The 22,725-nt window shown below is 44.7% G+C and carries 19 protein-coding genes; 10 read left to right on the top strand and 9 right to left on the bottom strand.

The window, feature by feature from the left end; all coding sequences use genetic code 11:
* Positions 1 to 162 precede the first annotated feature (162 nt).
* The 3 genes from pip to dtd all read left to right on the top strand — a co-directional run bounded on the left by pip (position 163) and on the right by dtd (position 3,035).
* Positions 163 to 1,134 carry a prolyl aminopeptidase gene (pip, locus tag IE104_RS17480; protein ID WP_189420917.1) on the top strand — a complete coding sequence of 324 codons (972 nt, stop codon included), beginning with the start codon at positions 163 to 165 and terminating at the stop codon, positions 1,132 to 1,134.
* A 263-nt stretch (positions 1,135 to 1,397) separates the two neighbouring features.
* Complete coding sequence (locus IE104_RS17485) at positions 1,398 to 2,594, top strand: helix-turn-helix domain-containing protein (RefSeq protein WP_229838078.1); 1,197 nt, start codon at positions 1,398 to 1,400, stop codon at positions 2,592 to 2,594.
* Complete coding sequence (dtd, locus tag IE104_RS17490) at positions 2,595 to 3,035, top strand: D-aminoacyl-tRNA deacylase (protein ID WP_189420919.1); 441 nt, start codon at positions 2,595 to 2,597, stop codon at positions 3,033 to 3,035.
* Between the two features lies 1 nt (position 3,036).
* On the opposite strand, the gene IE104_RS17495 is transcribed toward dtd, so the two are convergent.
* From IE104_RS17495 to ubiE, 5 genes are all read right to left on the bottom strand, one after another.
* Positions 3,037 to 6,840, bottom strand: coding sequence for an ATP-binding protein (locus IE104_RS17495; protein WP_189420921.1), 3,804 nt, complete (start codon positions 6,838 to 6,840; stop codon positions 3,037 to 3,039).
* 96 nt (positions 6,841 to 6,936) lie between these two features.
* Positions 6,937 to 8,754, bottom strand: coding sequence for a putative bifunctional diguanylate cyclase/phosphodiesterase (locus IE104_RS17500; RefSeq protein ID WP_189420923.1), 1,818 nt, complete (start codon positions 8,752 to 8,754; stop codon positions 6,937 to 6,939).
* Positions 8,755 to 8,959: 205 nt separating this feature from the next.
* On the bottom strand, positions 8,960 to 10,603 hold the full coding sequence (ubiB, locus tag IE104_RS17505) for a ubiquinone biosynthesis regulatory protein kinase UbiB (protein ID WP_189420924.1): 1,644 nt from the start codon (positions 10,601 to 10,603) through the stop codon (positions 8,960 to 8,962).
* A 10-nt stretch (positions 10,604 to 10,613) separates the two neighbouring features.
* A complete protein-coding gene (locus IE104_RS17510; RefSeq protein ID WP_189420926.1) occupies positions 10,614 to 11,240 on the bottom strand; it encodes a ubiquinone biosynthesis accessory factor UbiJ in 627 nt (208 codons plus the stop codon).
* 11 nt (positions 11,241 to 11,251) lie between these two features.
* Positions 11,252 to 12,004: a bifunctional demethylmenaquinone methyltransferase/2-methoxy-6-polyprenyl-1,4-benzoquinol methylase UbiE gene (ubiE, locus tag IE104_RS17515; RefSeq protein WP_189420928.1), complete on the bottom strand. Its 753-nt coding sequence runs from the start codon at positions 12,002 to 12,004 to the stop codon at positions 11,252 to 11,254.
* Positions 12,005 to 12,088: 84 nt separating this feature from the next.
* Here ubiE and IE104_RS17520 point away from each other — a divergent pair, with 84 nt between their 5' ends.
* Positions 12,089 to 12,604 carry a helicase gene (locus tag IE104_RS17520; protein ID WP_189420930.1) on the top strand — a complete coding sequence of 172 codons (516 nt, stop codon included), beginning with the start codon at positions 12,089 to 12,091 and terminating at the stop codon, positions 12,602 to 12,604.
* 28 nt (positions 12,605 to 12,632) lie between these two features.
* Here IE104_RS17520 and IE104_RS17525 read toward each other — a convergent pair whose 3' ends face one another.
* Positions 12,633 to 13,118: a phage regulatory CII family protein gene (locus IE104_RS17525; RefSeq protein ID WP_189420932.1), complete on the bottom strand. Its 486-nt coding sequence runs from the start codon at positions 13,116 to 13,118 to the stop codon at positions 12,633 to 12,635.
* A 146-nt stretch (positions 13,119 to 13,264) separates the two neighbouring features.
* Here IE104_RS17525 and IE104_RS17530 point away from each other — a divergent pair, with 146 nt between their 5' ends.
* From IE104_RS17530 to IE104_RS17540, 3 genes are read left to right on the top strand one after another with little or no spacing between them, the layout of a single operon-like run.
* On the top strand, positions 13,265 to 14,074 hold the full coding sequence (locus IE104_RS17530) for a hypothetical protein (RefSeq protein ID WP_189420934.1): 810 nt from the start codon (positions 13,265 to 13,267) through the stop codon (positions 14,072 to 14,074).
* Between the two features lie 2 nt (positions 14,075 to 14,076).
* Positions 14,077 to 14,859: a DUF2491 family protein gene (locus IE104_RS17535; RefSeq protein ID WP_189420936.1), complete on the top strand. Its 783-nt coding sequence runs from the start codon at positions 14,077 to 14,079 to the stop codon at positions 14,857 to 14,859.
* 47 nt (positions 14,860 to 14,906) lie between these two features.
* Complete coding sequence (locus IE104_RS17540) at positions 14,907 to 15,680, top strand: coiled-coil domain-containing protein (RefSeq protein WP_189420938.1); 774 nt, start codon at positions 14,907 to 14,909, stop codon at positions 15,678 to 15,680.
* A gap of 54 nt (positions 15,681 to 15,734) precedes the next feature.
* On the opposite strand, the gene IE104_RS17545 is transcribed toward IE104_RS17540, so the two are convergent.
* On the bottom strand, positions 15,735 to 16,625 hold the full coding sequence (locus IE104_RS17545) for a DNA-3-methyladenine glycosylase family protein (protein WP_189420948.1): 891 nt from the start codon (positions 16,623 to 16,625) through the stop codon (positions 15,735 to 15,737).
* Positions 16,622 to 17,722, bottom strand: coding sequence for a bifunctional DNA-binding transcriptional regulator/O6-methylguanine-DNA methyltransferase Ada (ada, locus tag IE104_RS17550; RefSeq protein WP_229838081.1), 1,101 nt, complete (start codon positions 17,720 to 17,722; stop codon positions 16,622 to 16,624). The genes IE104_RS17545 and ada overlap by 4 nt, the downstream gene beginning before the upstream one ends.
* Positions 17,723 to 17,928: 206 nt before the next feature.
* On the opposite strand from ada, the gene IE104_RS17555 reads away from it, so the two are divergent.
* Positions 17,929 to 18,555: a DUF2799 domain-containing protein gene (locus IE104_RS17555; RefSeq protein ID WP_189420950.1), complete on the top strand. Its 627-nt coding sequence runs from the start codon at positions 17,929 to 17,931 to the stop codon at positions 18,553 to 18,555.
* A gap of 11 nt (positions 18,556 to 18,566) precedes the next feature.
* A complete protein-coding gene (locus IE104_RS17560) occupies positions 18,567 to 19,808 on the top strand; it encodes a dicarboxylate/amino acid:cation symporter (RefSeq protein WP_189420952.1) in 1,242 nt (413 codons plus the stop codon).
* A 60-nt stretch (positions 19,809 to 19,868) separates the two neighbouring features.
* Here IE104_RS17560 and IE104_RS17565 read toward each other — a convergent pair whose 3' ends face one another.
* Positions 19,869 to 21,071 carry a DUF418 domain-containing protein gene (locus IE104_RS17565; protein ID WP_189420954.1) on the bottom strand — a complete coding sequence of 401 codons (1,203 nt, stop codon included), beginning with the start codon at positions 21,069 to 21,071 and terminating at the stop codon, positions 19,869 to 19,871.
* Between the two features lie 167 nt (positions 21,072 to 21,238).
* Between IE104_RS17565 and IE104_RS17570 the strand changes: the two genes are divergently transcribed.
* Positions 21,239 to 22,621 (top strand): MATE family efflux transporter, encoded by a 1,383-nt coding sequence (locus IE104_RS17570; RefSeq protein ID WP_229838083.1) that lies wholly within the window; start codon positions 21,239 to 21,241, stop codon positions 22,619 to 22,621.
* The last annotated feature ends 104 nt before the right edge of the window (positions 22,622 to 22,725 follow it).

The following is a 22,725-nucleotide window of genomic DNA, read 5'->3' on the forward strand; positions in this document are numbered from 1 at the left end:
GGTCTTTTATTTGTTGGTTTGGAGGAGGAATGGACCAAAAAGTCCGCCTAAAGCCGGGCGCTCTGTGCTACCTTTAGACATTGCCCGGCCTTGTGCTGGGGCGCTTTGTGCTTCAACTTGCTTTGGTTCACATAAGTTTCATGCAAATAACAAGGTCAGTCTATGCATACTTTTTTTCCTGAGATAAAACCCTACCAGCGTCATATCATTGCAGTTGAACCACCTCATGAACTTTATGTGGATGAATCAGGAAATCCTGATGGTATCCCAGTGTTATTTGTACACGGCGGCCCCGGAGCAGGCTGCGGCAAATTCGACCGCCGTTTTTTCGATCCTCAAATCTATCGCATAGTCTTATTTGATCAACGCGGTGCGGGTCGCTCGCGTCCCCATGCAGAATTGCAAACCAACAGTACCCAAAAGCTGGTTGAGGATATTGAATTTATCCGTAAAACCCTGGGAATTGATAAGTGGGTTTTGTTTGGTGGCTCTTGGGGTTCAACCCTGAGTTTGGTGTATGCGCAAACCTACCCCGAGCGGGTTTTAGGTTTGATTCTGCGCGGTATTTTTCTCTGTCGCCCGGTCGATTTGTTGTGGTTCTATCAGGAAGGTGCGAGCCGTTTGTTTCCGGATTACTGGGAGGATTTTATCCAGCCCATTCCAGAAGAAGAACGCCACGACATGATGAACGCTTATTATCGCCACCTCACTGGCGATAACCAAATCCAGCAAATGACTGCCGCCAAAGCATGGTCCCTGTGGGAAGGTCGTACTGCCACTTTGCGCCCCAATCAAGAGGTGGTTGAGTCATTTACCGAGCCGCATCGTGCGCTTTCCCTTGCACGTATTGAAGCCCACTATTTTGTGAACAATGCATTCCTCGAAGAAAACCAGATTCTGCGCGACGCCCACAAGCTTGCCGATATTCCGGGCGTTATTGTTCATGGCCGCTACGATGTAATTTGCCCCTTGGATAACGCCTATTTACTTCACAAAGCCTGGCCTGGTTCAGAGCTCAATATTATTCGCGAAGCGGGGCATGCATCGCGCGAAGCCGGTATTGTTGATGCACTAATTCGAGCCACCAATGATATGGCGAAAGATCTGGGTGAAAGACCTGATCAGTTGGCCTAGTCATCAAAAAGTTAAAAAATTGAATGGAGCCTTAAGGCTCCATTTTTATTTGTGGCGGTCTCGCACGAATAGATTTCTCACGCTTAAGTGAGAACTAATAGTTAAGTTGAGTTCAGCAGAGTGCATTTAGTCATATCTAGCGGTTACACTTTATAAAAAAGTAATTCGCTAAAATCTAAAAAAACATTAAAAGTTCAAAACAACAATAAAATCCAAAAAGTTTCCTGGCGTGCAACCTTCTTATAACAAGAGTGTGAGGGACTATGTATCAAGTGATTTTCAATACTCACGATGTCGTGCTATTGATGACGGCATATCAATGCATTTTGTTTGCGATTCTCCTACTGACGATCAAGCGTGAAAAGCCCCTAAGCAATGTGTTTTTGGCTTTTTTTCTGTTGCAGCAAGCGGCAATTCCATTAGATATCCTTATCAGCTTTGGCGCTGAATTTCGCCATGTAGCCTTAGGTTGGTCTCCCAATCTATTTTATGTTTTTGGGTTTGGCTATTGGTTAGAGGCGCCGTTTTTGTTGTGGTACACGCGGTCGTTAATTTACAAAGATTATCGCCTCACAAAAAAAGATCTCATTTTTTTGATTCCGTTTTTTAGCTACCTCGTTTATCAAATCCTCTTTTATTACCGCTTGGCGTGGCATGACAAGCTCCATTTGCAGGAGGCCTACAATCTATTCTCTGCACCTCACTATATGAATTATGTAACTCTCTTTAGGGAAGTGTTTCGTGCGGCGCTGGGGGTGATGTGTATTCTGGAGATAAAGCGCTACAGTCAGCACATCAAAACCAATTTTTCAGATATAGATCGAATAGACCTCACCTGGTTGAAAATCCTGGCGATAGGTTTCCTCGGAATCAGAGTCTGGGCAGTGTTGGTGGGTGTATTAATTTTGTTGTCGGTAAGCTTTGGGGTAACAACTAATTTTGAAATTATGGGGCTACTTGGTAATTACACCACCTTCATTATGGTAAGCATGCTGATCTTTTTTGGTTTGGGTCATTCGTCCGTTTTTGAGGGAATAGAAGCCAAACACACAGATTCTGCAAAAGCCGATGTGCCTAAGGACAAAATAAAAGATGCCCAAATTAAACAGGTAGTCGATTATATGAAGCAGGAAAAGCCTTATCTTGCTCCGGCTTTGACCTTGGATAAATTGGCGGCGCAACTAAAAATGCAGCCGCGTATTTTATCGCATCTTATTAATCGCCACTTTTCCTGCAACTTTTTTGAGTTCATTAATTCCTACCGTGTCGAAGAATCCAAACGCTTATTGACTGATCCGGCTTGCGCAGAAAAAAATATGCTGGATATCATGTATGATGTTGGTTTTAACAGTAAGGCCACCTTTAATACTTTATTTAAGAAAAAAGTAGGTATGACGCCCACTGAATATCGTAAGCAATCAATGGCACAATCCAATATTACGCAAGTGACAGGTTTATAAATGTTAGGCTTAATCCAACGAGTAAAAAAAGCGCAAGTTGATGTTGATGGCGAATGTGTAGGAAATATTGAGCAAGGATTGTTGTTGTTTCTCGGTTTGGAAAAAACCGACACACAAGTTACGGCCAACAAAATGATTGATAAGTTGCTGGCCTATAGAGTTTTTGCCGATGAGCAAAACAAAATGAATTGCAGTGTTCAGCAAATTAATGGCGGGGTCTTGGTCGTTTCGCAATTTACTTTAGCTGCAGATACGCAAAAAGGTTTGCGCCCCAGTTTTTCATGTGCCATGCCGCCTGCGGAAGCAGAAGAGTTGTACAATTATTTTGTGGCTCAATTGGGTAGCAAGCATGAGAAAATTGCTACTGGAATATTTGCGGCGGATATGCAGGTGAGTCTTGTAAACGATGGGCCGGTAACGTTTATATTAAATATGGAATAACCTAATTTTTTTGTGCATCAATGACGCTTGCTATTTCCGCCATTAGTTCATCAAGAAATTGTTCTGCTAGTACCAAATCATACTGGCGCATAGCATTGTGAATCTTTTGGTAGGAGTTTTTACCCAGTGTTTGCACGCTCTGCAAAGCAAAAAGCTTTTTGCTGTTATTCATATCGCCACTATTTAGGCTTAATTTAAGTGTTTGAAGCTGTTGTTGTAGCGCCATTAATTCATCTGGAATATGCCAGATGCCTCTTTCAATCACGTTCTGGTCGTGACTTATCAAGCTATCTTCGGTAGCAACAAATGCTACGCCGGTAAATTTTTGCAGGGCGCTATAAATGTCGCTAAATTGGTAAGGCTTGCCAATAAATTCATGGAAGCCTTCACCCAAATAAAAGTTGCGTTCATGTTCAAGGCTGGATGCGGATACGGCCACGACAGGTAAATCTGATTTTGCAAAAGTTTTGCGCAACTCCTTGAGCATGTCAGTCCCGCTTAGTTCCGGCATGCGAATATCCGTGAAAATAATATCCGGCTTTTGCGCCAGTGCGTTAAAAAGACCTTCCTTGCCGTTATGTGCTTCTTTTACATCGCAACCCATGTCGCGCAATAAATTCACTAACAAATCGCGGCTTGCCGGGTCGTCTTCAATAACCAGCACCTTGCATTCTTGACCTTCAGCCAATTTGGCATTTACGACTAAAGGTGCGCTATCAATTTCGGTGTCCTCTTCAATCTCAAGTGGCAAACGCAAGCATGCGCGCGTGCCTCTGCCGGGTTCGCTATCCAGGGTGATATCGCCACCTAAACTTTCTGCAATGTGTTTGGATATAACTAATCCTAAGCCAGTGCCGCCAGATTCCTCGCCGGCCTTCCCCTGTTTAAATACGGCGAATAATAATTGCAATTCTTGTGCAGTAATCCCTGGGCCTGTGTCGATAATATTAATCACCAGGCTTTTGTTATCGGTTTGCACTTTGATATTAATTTCGCCTGTGTGCGTAAATTTAATAGCGTTGCCCAACAGATTTAAAATGATTTGACCAATTTTTTGTCGGTCACTTTTCACTATGGCAGGTGTTGGCAATTGAATATCGTAATGCAAAGCCAGGCCCTTTGCAGTTGCCTTGGTGCGCATGATAGCAATGGTGTCATTTAACTCCTGCCGCAAGTCAAAAAGATCTTGTCGGAAATGTAAAACGCCGGCCTCAATTTTCGATAAATCCAAAACATCATTAATCAAATGTAGCAGGCGTTGGCCTGCATTGAGAATTGCCTGCAACCGCTCGTGTTGTTGTGTAGAGAGCTGCGGCTCAGTCATCAATAATTGTGAATAACCTAAAACAGCATTAAGCGGTGTACGGATTTCGTGGCTCATATTAGCGAGAAAACGGCTCTTGGCTCGTGTGGCTTCTTCTGCTGCTTCCTTGGCTACCTGCAAAGATTTTTCAATTTGTTTTTGTTCGGAAATATCACTCATGATTTCGCCGATGTATAAAGGTTTCCCCTTATCATCGCGCAGTGCGAAAAAAGTAGCTTTGGTGGGGAAACGCGATCCATCTGCCCTTAGCGCCGCCAACTCGCCCTGCCAATACCCTTTTAACAATACATAGGGAAAAATATCTTCACGCCATTGCTCGTGCAGGTCTGCTGGAAAATAGTTCAGGAAGTGATTGTGTGAAAATGTATTGTCGCTTAATAACATCCGCTGCATGCTGCGATTCATATACAAGGTTTCGGCAGACAAGGACATAATTGAAAAGCCTTCGCTGGCATATTCAGAAAAACGTTTAAATTTTTCCAGTTCATCAATTAAATAATGTTGCTCGGTAATATCCCGCGCAATGCTCAGGATGCCCGTAGGTTTATTATTTTCATCGCGCATTGCGACTTTAATGGTATCCATCAGACGGTTTTCGTTACTGGCTGGTATGTGCATCCACAGCTCGCGTCTGACAGCTTTTTTGCTGGCTAATACGCTGGCTTCAAATCTTTTGATAGTGGCTTCGAAGTCTGCGTCAACATAGTCGCCGGCTTTTTTTCCTATCATTTCCTTTTCGTTGCGTTTAAACAGCGCAACTACAGCTTTATTAAAGCTTAAATAAACGCCTTCGGGAGATTTAAACCAGATAGGATCAGGTATGTTGTCTAAGAGCGCGCGCATGTGCGCTTCACTCGCTTTGAGCTGGTCTTGTGTTGTGCGTTTTTCTTCAATCTCTTTTAACAGCCAATCATTCGCAGCACGCAATGCTTCTGTCTGGCTATTGATTTCTTCTTTGAGCTTTTCCCTGCTATCAATAATTAATTGATCCTGGCGATAGAGCGCTTGTAAATAAGCACTTAATAAACATACCAGTGCACATCCGATAACGAAGATAAAGCATTGCAGCAGGTTTGGTAAAAACCAAATGGAAATATTTTTTTGGCTAACCAGTAATTGCCATTGGCTATCCATTATTTTAATAACAGGAATTCTTCCATGTAGCAGGGTTGAACTTTTAACGAGACTTAGATTGCCTTCGGCTTGTTTAATCCATTGATCCCCGCTCCATTGCCAATAAGTGATTTGGTGTGGTGAGCTGTTGATTGCGAGTTGAATGTCGAGTTTCACCAACGGGTTTCGGCTTGTAACAGAGTGCATAAGCGAGTTTAAATTGAGAGCGCTGCTGACCACGTTATGAATTTTGCATTGGTGTTTTTGGGCATGGCTGCAACTATAGATAGGGGCCGCTAAATTAATTATTGGGCTGGCGCTTTGCTTTCCGTCAGCATCACTTCGTAAAAAAATGTCGCTATTAGCGATTGAAAGTTTTTTGGTTAAATCCGCAAGAAGATCATTTGTGAAACCTTGATCGTTAGCGGTTTGCCAGGATGAACTTGTCTCTTTGCTGCGAGCAAGCTCGAAGCCATCGTTAAAATTGAGCGCCAGGTTCGCTTGTTTGCTGTTGGTTGCCGGTATCCAGCTGAAGGAATCAAGCGACGGATTACGTTTTAGCAAAGGTTCTGTCAGCTTGCGGAATTCATCTTGATTGGGAATATTATTTGAAAAATATTCCTGCAAGGTGCTGAGATCGCGAATTGCTAAATCAATATTCGATTGAATTCCCGTCTGTAAATTTTCTGTCTCGTGGATTAAGTTTTTCTGGTAAGTTTCGCGTTCGTTATGGCCTACTGCGGCTACTGTAAGCAGCACCATGCCGATGCCGGCACAAAAAATAAGGAACGCATGGGTTTGCGGACGTTGGGAAAAAGCTTTGCGGTGATAAATCCACAACAACAATGGGCTAATAATTAACACACCAATGCTGTCGCCCATCCACCAGACTGCCCAATTTTGCAAGGCTGTAGCAAGATTAATGATATCGGCTTGCCAAAGTGTGATATTGCCAATGGTTGCCGCAATAGTGCAAAAAATTAAGACTTTTAGCGTGAAATAAACTGCAGAAGATGTTGTAACGCAGAAATTGTTTAAATAATAATGTTTTGAAAAGCGCGCAATAACAAACGCTTGTAAAATACTTGCACTACCGGTGATGCTTGCAATGAAATAAGCAAAGGCGCTGGCGCCAGCGGGGTTCGAAAACGAAATGCTCTGGCTGGAAATAATCGCGCCCAATACCAAACCCGGTAGCGCACGATAACCAAAAACAATACATGCAAAAACGGCGAGGCCTGAGGGTGGCCATAAAAGCGTGGCGTTAGCCGTTAACGCACCCCATTGAAAACCTAGAGTAGCCAATAGAAAATAACTGACACAGAGCAGGACATTCAGCGTAATGGTGTTGTTAATGAAATCCTTCAAAGCTCCGCCTTTGTGTGTAGCTGTTATTTGTTATGCGAATTCTTTTGTATTGATGCTCTAATACTTGCCCTTATCGGATCTGTAATTTATCAAAAACTAGCTCTTCAAATGGCTAAGCAGAGCTTCATAACTCAATGCTTCTGGTTTATGGTACAAAAATCCCTGTCCCCATTTAACATTGAGTTTTTTCAATAGTTCTACTACTTCAGCCGTTTCGACAAATTCAGCAACCACTTCTTTTTCAAGTGAATGCGCCATCTCTACAATGGCTTTTACCATCGCGTAGTGATTGGGTTCGCGGTCCATGTCACGTACAAAAATGCCATCGATCTTTAAAGTATCGAAAGCCAACTTATGTAAATAAGCATAGGAGGCAAACCCGCTACCGAAATCATCTAAAGAAAAGTAGCAACCTAACTTATGCAAGCGCTGCATAAATTCGTTAGCAACTTCCAGATTGGTGATGGCTTCGGTTTCAGTTATTTCAAAATTAATTAAGGATGGTGGGATTTTGTATAAATCTATTAAATGAATAATGTGATCGGCAAAATGTGGCTCACGCAACGACAGCGCAGAGAGATTCATGGATACAGATTCAATACCCGTGAGCAGATCTTTATGTTGGGTCAGTAAATGAAATACTTCTTCAATCATCCATTTGTCCAGCTCGGGGATTAAATGCAAACGTTCGGCCGGGCCAATAAATTCACCCGGTGGAATCAAGCGCTCCTGAATTGGATCCCACATGCGAATAAGCGTTTCAATGCGAATCTTTTTCGGCTTGGTGTTATCAGGTATAAAGTCTTCGATCAGTTGAAAATGTGCGCGGAAATGTTTGTTGTGATTGGCATCCACCAGGCGCTGCGCCCAATTAACGTTTTCTTTGTCATCACTGGAGCGCTTGGTGGCTTCGTTGTAGGTGCGAATTAATCCACGGCCCTCACGTTTGGCGAGAAAGAGAACTTCGTCAGCCATGAGCATAACCTGGTCAAAGCTGACAATTTCCCGGTTCAGCGGCACCAATGCAATGGATGCTACTAGCCTGAATTCGCGTTCTTCCCAAACAAATTTAAAGTTTTTAATGTGCTGCAGTATTAGCTCTGCCAGTTCGCTGCTGTTATCGACGTTAGACTTATGCGTGACAATGGCGAATTTATCACTGCCAATGCGCGCAAAAAAATCGTCGCGTGAAAGCAGGCCCGCAATAGAATCAGAAAATTGACGCAAAAGTTCGTCGCCTGCAATGCAACCACAGCTTTCGTTAATTACCCGAAAGCGATCTATATCAATTAATAGAAACGAAGCTTTAATGCTCGCGGTTTGAACTCTTGCTAGCAAGCCACAAACATAAGCTTCTAATGAATTGCGATTGTGCAAACGCGTGACAAAATCGTGGGTGGCTAAATAGCTCAAGCGATCTTGCATGTAGCGACGTTCATTAATTTCTTCACGCAGCTGGCGGTTTACAATCGTTAAGTCTGCTGTGCGTTCGCGTACCTTTTGTTCGAGTTCCTTGTTGAGGGTTTGCAACTCGTTTAGTAAAAGTCTGCGCTCAAGTTGATGGCGCACACGCGCACGCACCTCATCGGCATTAATAGGTTTTGAAATATAATCATTACCGCCTACAGAAAATCCAATACTGATATCGTCGGTGCGGGCGGTGACAAAAATAATGGGAATTTCAGCGGTGGCTGAATTTGCTTTTAATAGATTGCAAACTTCAAAGCCATTCATGCCCGGCATCATGACATCGAGCAAAATTAAATCGGGGGATTGTTTTTGGGCGAGTTCTATAGCGCGCTCGCCGTTGGTGGCAACAATAAGTTGGCACTCAAGATCTTCCAGGATTGCGCTTAGCACATCCAGATTTTCTGGGGTATCGTCAACCAGCAGTATCCGTGAACTCGCAAGCATAACCAGCCTCATTCCATCGTTATTTTCTATGGGCCACATTTGAGAAGAGCTTACAAAGTGTAGCCTATGAATGCGGTTTGATAATAACAGAGGCTAGCTAAATTGCACTATTGCTCGCTTTGAGACGCCTGAGAAATTGTAGGGTTTGTTACTTCAGGCGTTTCTTTTTGAGAGAAACGAATGTGGAATCATAAAAATAGTTTTTTTATGACTTTTTAATCAGAGCGGCTATTCCCAATCCGATAAGAATAATACTGGTGGCAGTGAAATTGAGGTGATGGAGATAGGTGCCAACCGCTTCGTAAATTACCGGATGCGCCAGCGCAATTGCGGCTACTAATAAACTGCCTGCTACCCAATAGCGGCGTGTGGATTGTGCAGTGCGCTTTTGCAATTGCTGTGCGGCCTTATGTAATTCTGGTGCGAGCTGACCGATATTTTGCAGTTGTTGCAAGCCGTTAAAAATGAGCTGTGGCACTTGTGGAAATTTTTCCATCCAGTCTGGGCCGTAACGCTTGAGTTCGCTCCACAATGTTTTGGGGTGAAAACGCTTTTTCAACCAGCGCTCCAGGAAAGGGTGCGCAGTTGTCCATAAATCCAGATCGGGGTACAGCTGGCGCCCCAGGCCTTCAATGTTAAGAAGTGTTTTTTGCAATAAGACAAGTTGTGGTTGCACTTCCATATCAAAGCGGCGTGCAGTCCGAAATAAATTCAATAAGACGTGGCCGAAGGAAATATCTTTTAATGGCTTTTCAAAAATCGGTTCGCATACGGTGCGAATGGCGGATTCAAATTCATCTACCCTGACATGTGCGGGAACCCAGCCGCTTTGTACGTGAAGCTCGGCGACCTGACGATAATCACGGCGGAACATGGCGAGCAAATTGCGCGCTAAATAATATTGGTTTTCGCGGGTAAGCGAACCCACAATCGCCATATCAACAGCCATGTATTGTGGGAGTTCCGGATGCTCGCGCGAAACAAAAATATTCCCGGGGTGCATATCAGCATGGAAGAAGTTGTGATCAAACACTTGCGTAAAAAATATTTCTACTCCGCGCTCGGCCAATCTTTTCATATTGGTATTTTGCGCTTTAAGTTCATCAATATTGGTAACGGGAATGCCGTGAATACGTTCCATTACCATGACATTGCTGCGTGTGTATTCCCAATAAACTTCCGGAACATAGAGTAACGACGAGTTGGCGAAATTACGACGCAGCTGTGATGCGTTAGCCGCTTCTTTTTGCAGGTTTAATTCATCGAAAATGGTGTTGCGGTAATCTTCTACAATTTCAACGGGGCGCAAACGGCGACCATCAGTACTGTATTTTTCCAAAAGTTGTGCGAGCTTTAGTAAAAGTGCAACATCTTGCGCGATGATATTTTCAATATTAGGTCGAATAGCTTTAATCACTACCGCTTTGCCATTTTTTAAAGTGGCAGTGTGGACTTGCGCTACAGATGCTGAGGCCAATGGCTCGTGATCGTAGTCGTTAAAGATGTCGTCAACTGATGCGCCCAAAGCGCTTTCCACAATGCTGCGGAATTCGTCGTTGGGGAAAGGAGCCACACTGTCTTGTAAATAATTTAATTCTGCAACTATATCGTCGGGCACTAAATCCGGGCGGGTGGAAAGTAACTGGCCGAATTTTACAAAAATGGGCCCCAGCTCCTCGCAAGCGCGGCGTAGCCTTTCACCACGACTTAATCTGGCGGCGGGGAAAAGTGCGCACGGAGATAACAGCAACCTGGCGCGTAAGGGCAGATGCTGTTTGGGAATGAGTTCATCCAATCGATAACGCGAGAAGATGCGGATAATGGTTAGGAAGCGAAAAAAAACGGTCACAAATAAATTCCTATTGGGCGCCTTGGCGCTCTATGCGTGCGAGGATTTGCTCAATGCGCGCAGCTACGCGATCTGCACCTAATCGTAATTCGTCAACTTGTGCGTTAAAAAAAGCCAACTCCGGTTGATTGGGTAATATGCGCAATTCTTCAGTGAGAAACTCGCTCGTCAGTCGTTGGATATTAGCTGCGCGATCTTTCGCCCACGACATTTTCCCGCGAATTAATTCTGCACTTTGGTGGCCCACAATATCGCCGAAAACCTGGCTCAGCATTTCTTCCCAGTCAATCTCAAGATTTTTTAATATTCTTTGTAGTTCTGCGAGAAAATGAGTGCTGCCAAATATCTGAACACCTGTATCTTTTAAATTCAGTCTGGCGCTTTTTGCCAGGCTGATTAATGCCGGTATTGTGCCTTGCAATTGCGTGGTGATCTCGCCTTCGTAATGGCCGCGCAAATTAACGCCATCTTGAGTGGGTAGCACAAATAATTTGAAATCGGGCGAGATGAATTGTATGGCCAACACCTGCGGTGCCAGTTGTTCGAGCGCAATGCGCGAGGCTGGATCATAAGCGAGCGCTGAATTAATAATTTTTTCAGCGCTGGCAATTGCCGCAGTGCTAAGCATTGGGTCCATACGCAAATTCCTTAGGGCTTTATGCCTTTATGAAGCGCGACAATACCGCCGGTCATGTTGCTGAATTCTGTATTCACAAAGCCTGCGTCTCGCATCATGCCTTTCAAGGTTTCCTGATCGGGATGCATACGGATGGATTCGGCTAAATAGCGATAACTATCGGCGTCATTGGTAATGAGCTTGCCCATTAGCGGCAGCAATTTAAATGAGTAGGTGTCGTAAACTTTTTCCAAGGCTGTGTGCTGTGGTTTTGAAAATTCCAGTACCAATAAACGGCCACCGGGCTTGAGTACTCGCAACATGGAGCGCAAAGCCAAATCCTTGTCGGTTACGTTGCGCAAACCAAACGCAATAGTAATGCAGTCAAAAGTATTATCGGGGAAAGGTAGATACTGCGCATCGGCTTGGGCAAATTGCAAATTGCCAGCTACGCCACGGTCTATCAAACGATCACGACCAACATTGAGCATTGAGGCATTAATGTCCGCGAGAATCACCTGACCATCTTTGCCCACCAATTTTGAAAATTGATAACTTAAGTCACCGGTACCGCCAGCAATGTCCAACACTTTATGGCCAGCACGAACGCCGGAAGCTTCAATGGTAAAACGCTTCCACAAACGGTGAATGCCGGCTGACATCAAGTCGTTCATCAAATCGTATTTGGCGGCTACCGAATGGAATACATCCGCAACGCGCTCAGCTTTTTTCTCAACGGCTACTTGCTCAAATCCGAAATGCGTTGTTTTTTGGTCGTTCGTCATAAAAAAGGCCGCCTTAAAAATGTGGCGGCTATTGTACAATGCCCGCCTAATACACCCAATATAAAAGTCGGGAGAAATGAATTAATGCGTATTTCCTACGCAATAGCACCCTTTAGCCTTATCTTGGCGTTGATTTGTGCGCAACCAAGCCTCGCCCAACCGGGCGGGACTTTAAAAGACACCTTAAAGCCATTCACTACCGATGGTTGCTCTGTCTGGATTGATGGTCCGCCCAAGGCTCCCTATTTATGGCGTCATTGTTGTGTCGCACACGATATAGCTTATTGGCAGGGTGGTTCGCAGCAGTTGCGCGTGCAGGCCGATAAAGATTTGCAGGCTTGCATTGCGAAGTTGGCAGGCGATGGCATGGCCAATTACATGTATTTTTTTGTGAGCACGGGCGGCAGCCCTCTCTGGCTAACGCCTTATCGCTGGGGCTACGGTTGGAGTTATTTAGATGCTGGAAAGCCGCGCGGTTATAAATTGCTGACGGCGGAAGAGCAAGCGCAAGTAGCTGCTCTTATGCCAAAAGCTGAAGAAACAATCGCAGAAGATGCGAAAAATCATCCTGCATCATCTACGACTTTATTGTTTAAATAAGTGTTATTTCAGAGTTAGCCAAGGATGGTTAAGACTGCTCGCGATGCAAATGGATTCTGGCCCGCCATTCACCCAAAGCCGCCAGCGCGCCCTGGAATTCACGCTCGATTAAATCTGCTTCGCGCTCGGTAATAACACCATCCATTAATGCTTCAGAAACAGCTTCAGCAACATCTCCCACCTGGCTCATCACCTTGCAAACGATTTGTGACAAATCGTCATTGCTGATTTTAGAGGGCTCAGGAACCAAAAACGCCGCCATACCGTGACGAGCCATAAGCGCATGCAATGGCAAGGTTGCATCCTTCACCCCTGCCTCCTGGCACAAGCTAATAATGTTCGACACTTCTTCAAACGACGGGTAATGCGATGCAATGCCCGGCGCTAATTTATTGCGCAACACATTGGCAGACATGTTCAGGTTTTGCGCAAGCGCTTCAATGCCGCCGGGATAAGCGCGGGCAATTTTATAGAGAGCGTCGTGTTGGTTCATATCTGAGTAGCGGCGCGTCATGGTGATTATTCCTGTTTTTTACCGATGCGACTGAAGCAACTGCGACTTATGCTGCGTCAACAGATTGCGATTGGGGAATTGTAGCGAATCTGCAACGGATTTGTATCAGGGATTGAACGGATTTTTTTAACCATGAGGAGGAGTAAATGAAAACAATCAAATTATTTGTTTATGCGTTAGTTGTATGCATGAGTTTTGTTAGTGTCGCCGAAGCTAAAGGCCGCAGCGGATCATTCAAAACCGGCTTTTCGTCACAGAAGCGTGCCGCGCCAAAACCGGCTCCTTCTACGTATCAGGCGCCTCCAACAAACACGCAAGCGAAAAATACGGCGTTCGGTTCTTTTGGGGCTTCGAATCCCAAGCTTGACCAAAAAGTTGCGAATGTTCCTCAGTCGCAAATGAGTAAAGATTTGAGTGCAACGGCTGCGCAGTCCAACGCGTTAAAAACAGCGGATGCACGCACCAAAACAAATGCGAACGGAATGAATAACGCAACCAACAGTGAAAGCGGTTGGTTTAGAAGTGGTAACCAAAATGCAACAACGCAAAAGCCAAATGCAGTTGCCGGTGGTGCAACAAATTCGCAACCGACGCGTTACCAACCGGCGCCACAGCATAACAGTGGGCAGCAAAGTAGTGGGCTTTTGCCAGGGTTGATCGGTTTTATGATTGGAAATTCGCTGGCGCAGCAACATGCAAATACGGCGCATGTGCAACAGCCGAATCAAAATGCAGGAACTGATACTGGCGCAATAAATTCGACAACGGCTGATGGAGTTGCAATTCAACCGACACAAGATGTACCTGTTGTTGAAACAGAATCTTTTTTTGTAAAGCTACTGCGCTTTGCATTGTGGATAGCAATGATCAGTGGAGTGGTTTGGTTGGTGAGAAAATTTATGAATTTTCGCAGCCGCAATTTGCATCAAGCAGCAAACTATAGCTTAAGGAGTTAATCATGAGTTGGAAAAGTGCAGTGAGCTACGCAAAGGATATCGCAGAAAAGCACGGTTTCGGAGGCGAGAGCGCGCAAGATGAAGATTTGCCTTTGGGCGCGCGTATAGGTGGATTTATTCGTTTGCAAAAATCGCCATTTATTCGCGCTGTATCAGAAGGCTCTTTAATCGATATGCCGACTGACGCGCAGAGCGTAGTTAAAGCGATTAGCCGAGTGAAGTTAAATTTATCTGGAAGTTTGTATCGCTACTATCTGCAAACGGGTGACACAAACGAAAAAGAAATTTTTCTACAAGTATATGTCGATGAGTTGGGGCAGGTAAGTGAAGCAATTTATTGCACACAGCTGACGCGTTTGATTCCGGAAACCGATGAAGACCAACAAATATTTATGGGCTTGGCGGGCTACGGTCTGGGCGATAAGCGCTATAGCTTGTGGCGTTTTCAGTTGGAAGAGCTGGGTTACGTAGAATCTGATTTGCAAGTGATTTTTGGCGGCGATGAAACGATTGATTACAGCCGCGATGCTGGCGATATAGATCAGGAATTTATCGTGCCCTTCACAGGTTCAGAGGTGCGTTTGGATGACGCCAAAGGGCAGCAGGGATTGCAACAGGAAATTTACTTTATGCCATATAAGCGGGAGGTGAAAGGACATACCGAATATTTATTCATTACAACTGAATTAGTAAAAAGCAAAAACGGCGATGCCAGCCAGCGTGAGATTCACGTGGATTTTATGGTGGGCATTCCTGTAGAGCTTGAGCGCTTAGTCATTCAATAGTGAATTTCATTAGTTTAAGCACATAAATTTATTTCGAGGAATTGATCATGAGTAATTTAAAAGGTTGGAATTTAACAGCACGTTTAATCTCAAAACATTTTGGTGTTTTGGGCGATAAAATTTCCGAAGCCATAGCTAACTTCGACCCCGAAACCGCCACCGAAGCAGATCGCGATAATTTGGCCGATACTTTGCGCCAAACCGCACAAAAATTAGCAGCAGCGCGTAGTTCTTTTGAAAAAGAGCGCCAGGATGTAGCAAAGCTACGCACACTTATCGAAAACGATGAAAAAGCGTTTGATGTGCTCGCTACCCGTTTGCAAAGCGGGGCGATTACAGAAGCAACAGTAAACCTGTTTTGCGATGAGTTGGAAGCTAACAAAGCTCGCTTGCCTATTGAGCAGCAAGAGGAAGCCGACGCTCAGGAATATATGAATGAGTTGCAAAAAATAGTTGATGCGCTTTCGCAACAATTGGCCGAGTTTGACGCTCAAGCGAAAAAGGCGTTAAAGTCGCTCGCTGCTGCCCACGCACAACGCGATTTGCAAGAGCTGCGCGCTTCACGTCAACAGCAATTGTCAGAATTGGGTGGTTTAAAAACGAAATCGTCAGCGCTGGATGCTTTGACTCGTCGTGCACAAAAAGTAGCAAACGATGCCGAAGGTTTAAAAATTATTGCAGATATCAATCAAAAACCGCGGGATCAACAAGCAGAGCTGGATGCAATCCGTAAATCGGTAGCAGAACCAGAAACTGCAGGTGAAACAGCGTTGGAAAGATTGAGACGCTTGTCGGGCAAGGTAGAGACGCAAGTCGCATAATCAAGACCTAATTATGCAATTATATCCCCGTTGCCCATTGGGTCGCGGGGATATTTAATTCTGTTTATGCATTTCCCATAAGTGCGCTGCAACTAGAGCGCGCCAGGGCGAAAAATCCAGCAGCCATTGTTGAGTTTCCTTTTCTGAGATTTTATCGTTCGCACCTAATAAAGTTTGCAAGCTTCTTCGCACGGCGACATCGCCGTGTAGTGATCCATCAAGCCAGCCGAGGCCGCGCAGTAAAGCATAATTGATGGTCCAAGGGCCTATGCCGCGTATTTGCATAAGTTGATCGGATAATTGAGCAACGGATTCTGTGTTCGGCTTTAGATTGTTTAAATCTATCTTCTGCGCAACAAGATGATTGCTTAACATTAATATTGTGTTGGCTTTGGCCTTTGAAAAACCTGCGGATCGAAGTTGTTCTTCAGTTATGTTTATTACGCAGTATTCATCGGGGTAGCACCACAAGCCAGACGCCTGTTGTATTCCGGCAAGCTTAATAAATCGGCGACGAATGCTAATAGCCGCGCTTAAGCTAATTTGTTGACCAATGATTGCCCAGGCTATAGCTTCGTAAGGTGTGGAGGTTACTGCGACACGCAAACCCGGATTTTTCTTAATCAGCAATCCAAGTCGTGGGTGGTCTGAAAATTTTGCTTCAAATTCTTTAACATTTTGCTGTAAGCCCAACATACGCTCTATGCTGGCTTGAAATTTTTCCAGCTCAAAATTTAGTGTGTTGGTTGTATTCAACTTAATGTCAGCACGATTTTTCTGGAAGTTGATTTGCAATTTTGCCGGCTGGCCTTGCCACATAATTCCCTTAATCAAACTTTTGTTCTGTACTTGTTCGGCAATCATTTGCGAATCGCGTTGGTGAAACGCAAGAAAATCGGCGCAGCGATAATTGTGTGGAATTTTTATGCTGAAAGCATGGTTCATGATGGGCGCTCAAGTTCCAATAATTTACGCTTGCGCTCTACACCCCAGCGATAACCGGATAGGTCGCCATTGTTGCGCACTATGCGGTGACAGGGAATTGCTACGGCTAATACATTAGCTGCACAAGCACTAGCCACTGCTCGTGATGCTTTAGGTGAGCCTATAAGCATAGCTAATTCGCTATAGCTGAGTGTTTGGCCGGGCGCAATTTTTTGCAGGGCTTGCCATACTTTTTGTTGGAAGACAGTTCCGCGAATGTCCAAAGGTAAATCAAAATTTGCACGGGGTTGTTCAATAAATCCTATCACTTGCGCAACTGTAGCTTCGTAATTTTTATCGCCGCCAATTAATCTTGCATGTGCAAATTGTGTTTGCAGCTCCTGTAGCAAAACATCGGGATCATCGCCCAAGGCAATTGCACAAATGCCACGTTCACTTTGTGCGACCAAAACCGAACCCAAAGAGCATTCGCCAAGCGCAAAATAAATTTCGGTGGCCAATCCGCCGGCTTTATATTGTTTAGGATTCATGCCCAATAATTGTTTGGATTCTGCATAAAAGCTACTGTTGGAATTGTAACCTGCTGTAAAGAGCGCATCGGTAACTCTAGTGTTTGGTGTGAGTGATTTGCGCATGCGCGCTATTCTATTGACGCGAGCATATGCTTTTGGTGTGACACCTGTGATGCGTTTAAATAATTTATGTAAATGATAGGGGCTGAGGCCCGCGCGTTCACTTAAGTCTGCAAGGCTTGGCTCTAGCTCTCCGCTCACTATAAAGCGGCAAAGGTCCACGATCATTTGCTGTTGTTGTTTGTGGAACGACTGTTGGTCTGGCTTGCAGCGCTGGCAGGGGCGAAACCCTGCCTCTATGGCTTCTTTGTTGTTGGAAAAAAATAAAACATTTTGGAATTTTGCATGACGTGAGGGGCAGCTTGGCAAGCAAAAAATACCCGTGGTTTTTACCGCATACACAAAGCTGCCATCAGCCTGGTTATCGCGCGCCATTACTGCTGCCCAGCGCGAATCCACAATAGTGGTGGTGCCATTTTTACTGCTTGATGTAGTCATAGTTTCTACAGCTGGTAGTGAATGCATGGCTTACTTTAGCCTGTTTCAGCAATGGCAACATCCTGAATCTTGCGGTTAAATTCAGTTGCTATAAATATGTAGGGGAATGTTTTATTTTGGCATGCAAATGTTGAGAAATGCGCACCCGGCTTAATTCAGTTGTAGAACTGTTAATATGGCGACATTGAACCAACCGTGTTTTTTAGTGATCTTGGCCCTAAAGGTGATGGCAAATGAATAATAAATATATCGGGATAGTTTGCATGCTCGTGCTTTTATCCGGCTGTGCGACTATGAGTAAAGAAGAGTGTAAGCAAGCGGATTGGTATATAAAAGGTGTTGAAGACGCTACCAAAGGCTTTCCGCTGGATCGCGTTATTGAACATGGCAAGGCTTGTGCACGTATAAAAATAACTCCCGATATGAAGGAGTACCGCGAAGGGCACGCCAAGGGCGCGCGCTTATATTGCGTGCCGGAAAAAGGCTACAGCGAGGGCAGGGATGGCGCTGCTTACAATGGCATTTGTCCGGTGGAGTTGGAACCAAAGTTTTTGCGCGCTTACCGTGATGGCCAGGAGCTCTACAGGATTCAACAAAACATGAATCGCATGCTCAATGAAATCAATGGCAACAATTCACAAATTGATAGCTATTACAACGAAATATCACGCTTGAAATACGAGATAGTGAACAGTCGTGATGAAAATGATCGCCGCTACAAAATGCGCCGTATTGACGAGTTAGAGCAGGACATCCGCAATCTATCGCTCAATGCTGATCGCGCCGCGCGCGAATTGGAATTATTTAAAAATGATTACCGGGTGGTGGAGGATAAACATCGCCGCATGGGGTATCTATAGCAGAGAATTTTATGCCGAGTTTAAATCAGCAAATTTTTATAGGCGCGTTTGTCGGATTAGTGGTAGGTAGTTTACTCAATCAATTTGGTGGAGCAGGCGAAATCCAAAACGGCGTGCTCTACGCCAGTACATTGGTCGCCAACTTCTTTGTTGATTTACTAAAAATGGTATTAATACCTTTGGTGTTTACCACTTTGGTAGTTGGCGTTGCAAATTTACAAGCACATAAAAATATCCATAAAGTCTGGACAACCACCTTAATCTTTTTTGCTACTTCCACGAGTTTGGCGATGCTGTTGGGTTTGGTGGTGATGAATTTATTTCGTCCTGGTGAAGGAATGCACCTTGCGATGTTCCATGATGCCATGGGGAATTTCCAGCCCCTTAAAATGACGACATCCGAATTCTTTGTTCACTTTTTACATAACATTTTCCAAAACCCTTTTTCCGCTTTGGCAAAAGGCGATGTTATGGGCGTGGTGGTTTTTGCACTATTTCTCGGCGTTGCTTTGGTAATGGGAGGCGAGCGTTACCGCAATATATTGAATTTATTCCAGGAGTTCCTGGATGTAATGATGCGCATCATCGGTTGGATTATGTATATAGCCCCGCTCGGTGTGTGCGCACTTTTGCTGAAGTTGGCTGCCACGCAAAATGTCGAGTTACTCGCAACCCTTACAAAATTTGTAGTGATTGTTACGGGAGCAACATTATTTCATGGCGTAGTTGTTCTTCCATTGCTGCTATTTTTAGTGACAAAAAAATCACCCTTCTGGTTTTGGCGTGGTGCTCGCGAAGCTCTTATAACAGCTTTCGCCACCAGCTCCAGTAATGCAACACTTCCGGTTACCTTGCGCTGTACTGAGAAAAATTTAAACGTGCGCAAAGATGTTGCCGGTTTTGTGGTTCCTTTGGGCGCAACTTTGAATATGGATGGTACCGCTTTATATGAAGCCGCTGCCGCATTGTTTGTAGCGAATTTGGCGGGAATTGATTTAAATCTTTCACAACAGTTGGTGGTATTTTTTACGGCTATGGTTGCATCTATAGGAGCGCCAGGCTTGCCAAGTGCAGGTATGGTGACCATGGTATTAGTGCTACAAGCTGTTGGGCTACCGGTTGAAGCTATTGCAATTTTATTACCTATTGACCGCTTATTGGATACGGTGCGCACAGCGGTGAATGTGCAAGGCGATATGATTGGCAGCGTGATTGTGCAAAATTATGTCGATAAGAGTGAACAAATCCGTTAAGGGAACACCGATTGCTGAGCAATAAAAAGGGCGCCTTGTGCGCCCCTTTTATTTTCTTGATTAGCGTTTTACAAACGGAACATTGGTCGTTAAATAAGTTGCTGCTCTCCACACCCACTCTAGAGGGCCGTAATGGAAGCGTTTTAACCACCAGTGCGCAAACAATACTTGCAGGCTAAAAAATGCCATCCCGATCATAAGTGCTTGCGCTTGCGAAAGCTTGTCGTACATGTGCAAGCCATAGCCGTAGAAAAAAGGAACACTGCACAGGCTTTGGCTAACATAAATCGTTAAGCTCATACGGCCAACGGGTGCGAGCACATCGAGAACTTTTTGACCAAGAGGTTTCAAATAAATGGCAATAAATGACAAGACTAAAATAGTCATAAAGGCTACGCAGAAGTAACCATTGACCATTTCATCTAAAAACCATTTCGCATTACCCGTTGTTGGCCATTGCGCTTTAATTGCCGGGGTATTCAAATATTGTTGCAACGCGAATAATCCGATCGCAGCTAATATGGCAAATACAAATAGTGTTTTGCGAACGTGAGTAAATTTAATCGGATGCACCAGGAAACCAATGCGCCCCAAGACAAGGCCTATAAAAAACAAACCAAATAGTTGGAAGCCGCGAGCACCATCAAAAAAGAAAAACCATTTTGCTAGCGAGCCCGTGGTGACATTGAACGCAAGCACTTCGGTGAGTGATCCTGTTGTCCACATTTCGCCTGTATGTTCGTACAAAACCGAGCTGAGCAATTTGTCATTGGCGCCCGGTAAATTGTTCATGGCGGCCCAATAGTGATAAATAAGATTTGGTGTGAGCAAAAATAAAATCGCCAGCGCAATTAGCCATTTAGTTGGAACGCGATACAGCAGAATCAAAAAGAAACCGTAGCCTGCCAAAACCTGCAGCACTTCGCCGGAATACACCATGCTATTAAGCGTTCCCAAGGCGAACAAAATTAATAAACGCCACGCAAATCGTAAACGGAAGTCAACACCTTTTTGCGCCTGTTTATCCATAATGATAAAAAAGCTAATGCCGAACAACATGGCAAATATTGCATAGGCCTTACCGGCAAATAAAAAGAAAATAACATCGTGTACTTTGCTCTCAACGGGGTTTTGCCAGTAGAGTTCAAAGAGTTCGATGGAATGCACCAGGAATAAACCCATGAGGGCAAAGCCCCGTAGCGCGTCGACCAGCGAGATGCGCTGGGGTGTATCCGGGTGTTGCAAAAGGGAGGATGTAGTCATGACTTTATTCTTTGTTAGGTTGATTAAATTAGCCCGATTATTATTTTGGGTAAGTTGAACTCCTGTGTCTTTCAAGAATTGTTAAGTTTCCCTTTACATAGGTATTCAGCAATCATTTTAGTTGCGGTCACTCTATAATGCGAACTTTCGCAGTGCTGGAGCAGCTCGTGTCGTCCGCCCCCCATGAAACCCCCGCTCTAAAGTCCAAAACCTTTTTGGTAACCCTATTAATGCTTGCCCTGCCGGTTGCCGGGCAAATGTTGCTGCAATCCTTCCTGGGGATGGCAGATGTAATGATGGTCGCGCCGCTGGGTGAACAGTCAATTGCTGCGGTGGGGCTTGCTGCAAAAATCCATTTTTTATTGTTGGTGTTGATGAGCGGTTTCGCGACCGGTGGCAGCGTGCTCATTGCCCAGTATTTTGGTGCAAAAGATTTTGTGAGTTGCCAGCGCATGCTGGCGGTTACATTGGTGGTTGGTATTTCTATTATCCTTCCCATCATGTTCCTTTGTGGTTTTGCCGCTCCAATCTGGATTCACTGGATAAATCCAGATCCTGAAGTTGCAAAACTTGCTGCGCAATTTTTGGTGATTACCGCGCCCGTACTTTTGCTGACACAAATTATTGTCATTATTGAAGCCTCTTTACGCGCGCTTGGTCAAACCACCATGCCGTTATTCGCGGGCGTGATTGCTGCAATCATTAATGTGACTTTAAATTACGCGTTAATTACCGGCAATTGGGGTTTCCCGGCCCTGGGTATTGCAGGCGCCGCCTGGGCGACGCTTACTGCTCGCTGTGTGCAGCTTCTGTTTATGCTGGCTTATGTGTATGGCACCAGGCACGGTTTTGCATTGAAGTTCAAACAGCTCGCGCAGGGAATTGATCCTGTGCAAATCAAACGTTATCTCGCTTTTTCTTTACCGCTGGTTGCTAACTACGGCATTTGGGCCGTGGGTAATGCAACCTATCATGTGTTGACCGGCTTTGCTGGCACCGATGCTCTGGCAGTTATGGGCATGGTGGTACCTGTTGAAAGTACATTCTTTGCTTTATTTGTAGGCATCGCCAATGCGGCAGCGGTTCTTATTGGTCGTTCGCTGGGTGCTGACCAAACGGAAGAAGCATGGCGATTACAAAAATTCTTTAACCGTATCACTTTATTTCTGGTAATTATTTTTTCCAGCACATTGTGGTTTGCACGACCTTTGGTGGTAGATATTTTTAAGCCTATGGCTGATGAAACTGCCCAGTTGCTCATGCAAACACTCGCTGTTTTTTGCGGATTAGTGTGGTTAAAAGTATTGAATATGATCCGCATTATCGGCGTGCTTCGCGCAGGCGGTGACAACAAATTTTGCCTAATTACCGATACTATTGTGATGTGGTTGTTTGGTTTGCCTATTTACGCTTTGGCGATATTTGTAGGCGGTTGGCCGTTTACTATTTTATATGCGCTCATGTTTTTTGAAGATGCCTTAAAATTCCTGCCAGTTTATTTCCGCATTCAAAAAAGAAAGTGGATGAAAAATTTAACTCTGTCGCATTGATATTCTTGCCGCTTTTCTGCGACTACTCCGTACTGATTGCGCACATTTGCCCTTCTAAACTCAATCGTTTAGCAGCGGATTATCGCTCTTACGCCACAAGATTT

The organism is Cellvibrio zantedeschiae, assembly GCF_014652535.1.
GTDB lineage: Bacteria > Pseudomonadota > Gammaproteobacteria > Pseudomonadales > Cellvibrionaceae > Cellvibrio > Cellvibrio zantedeschiae.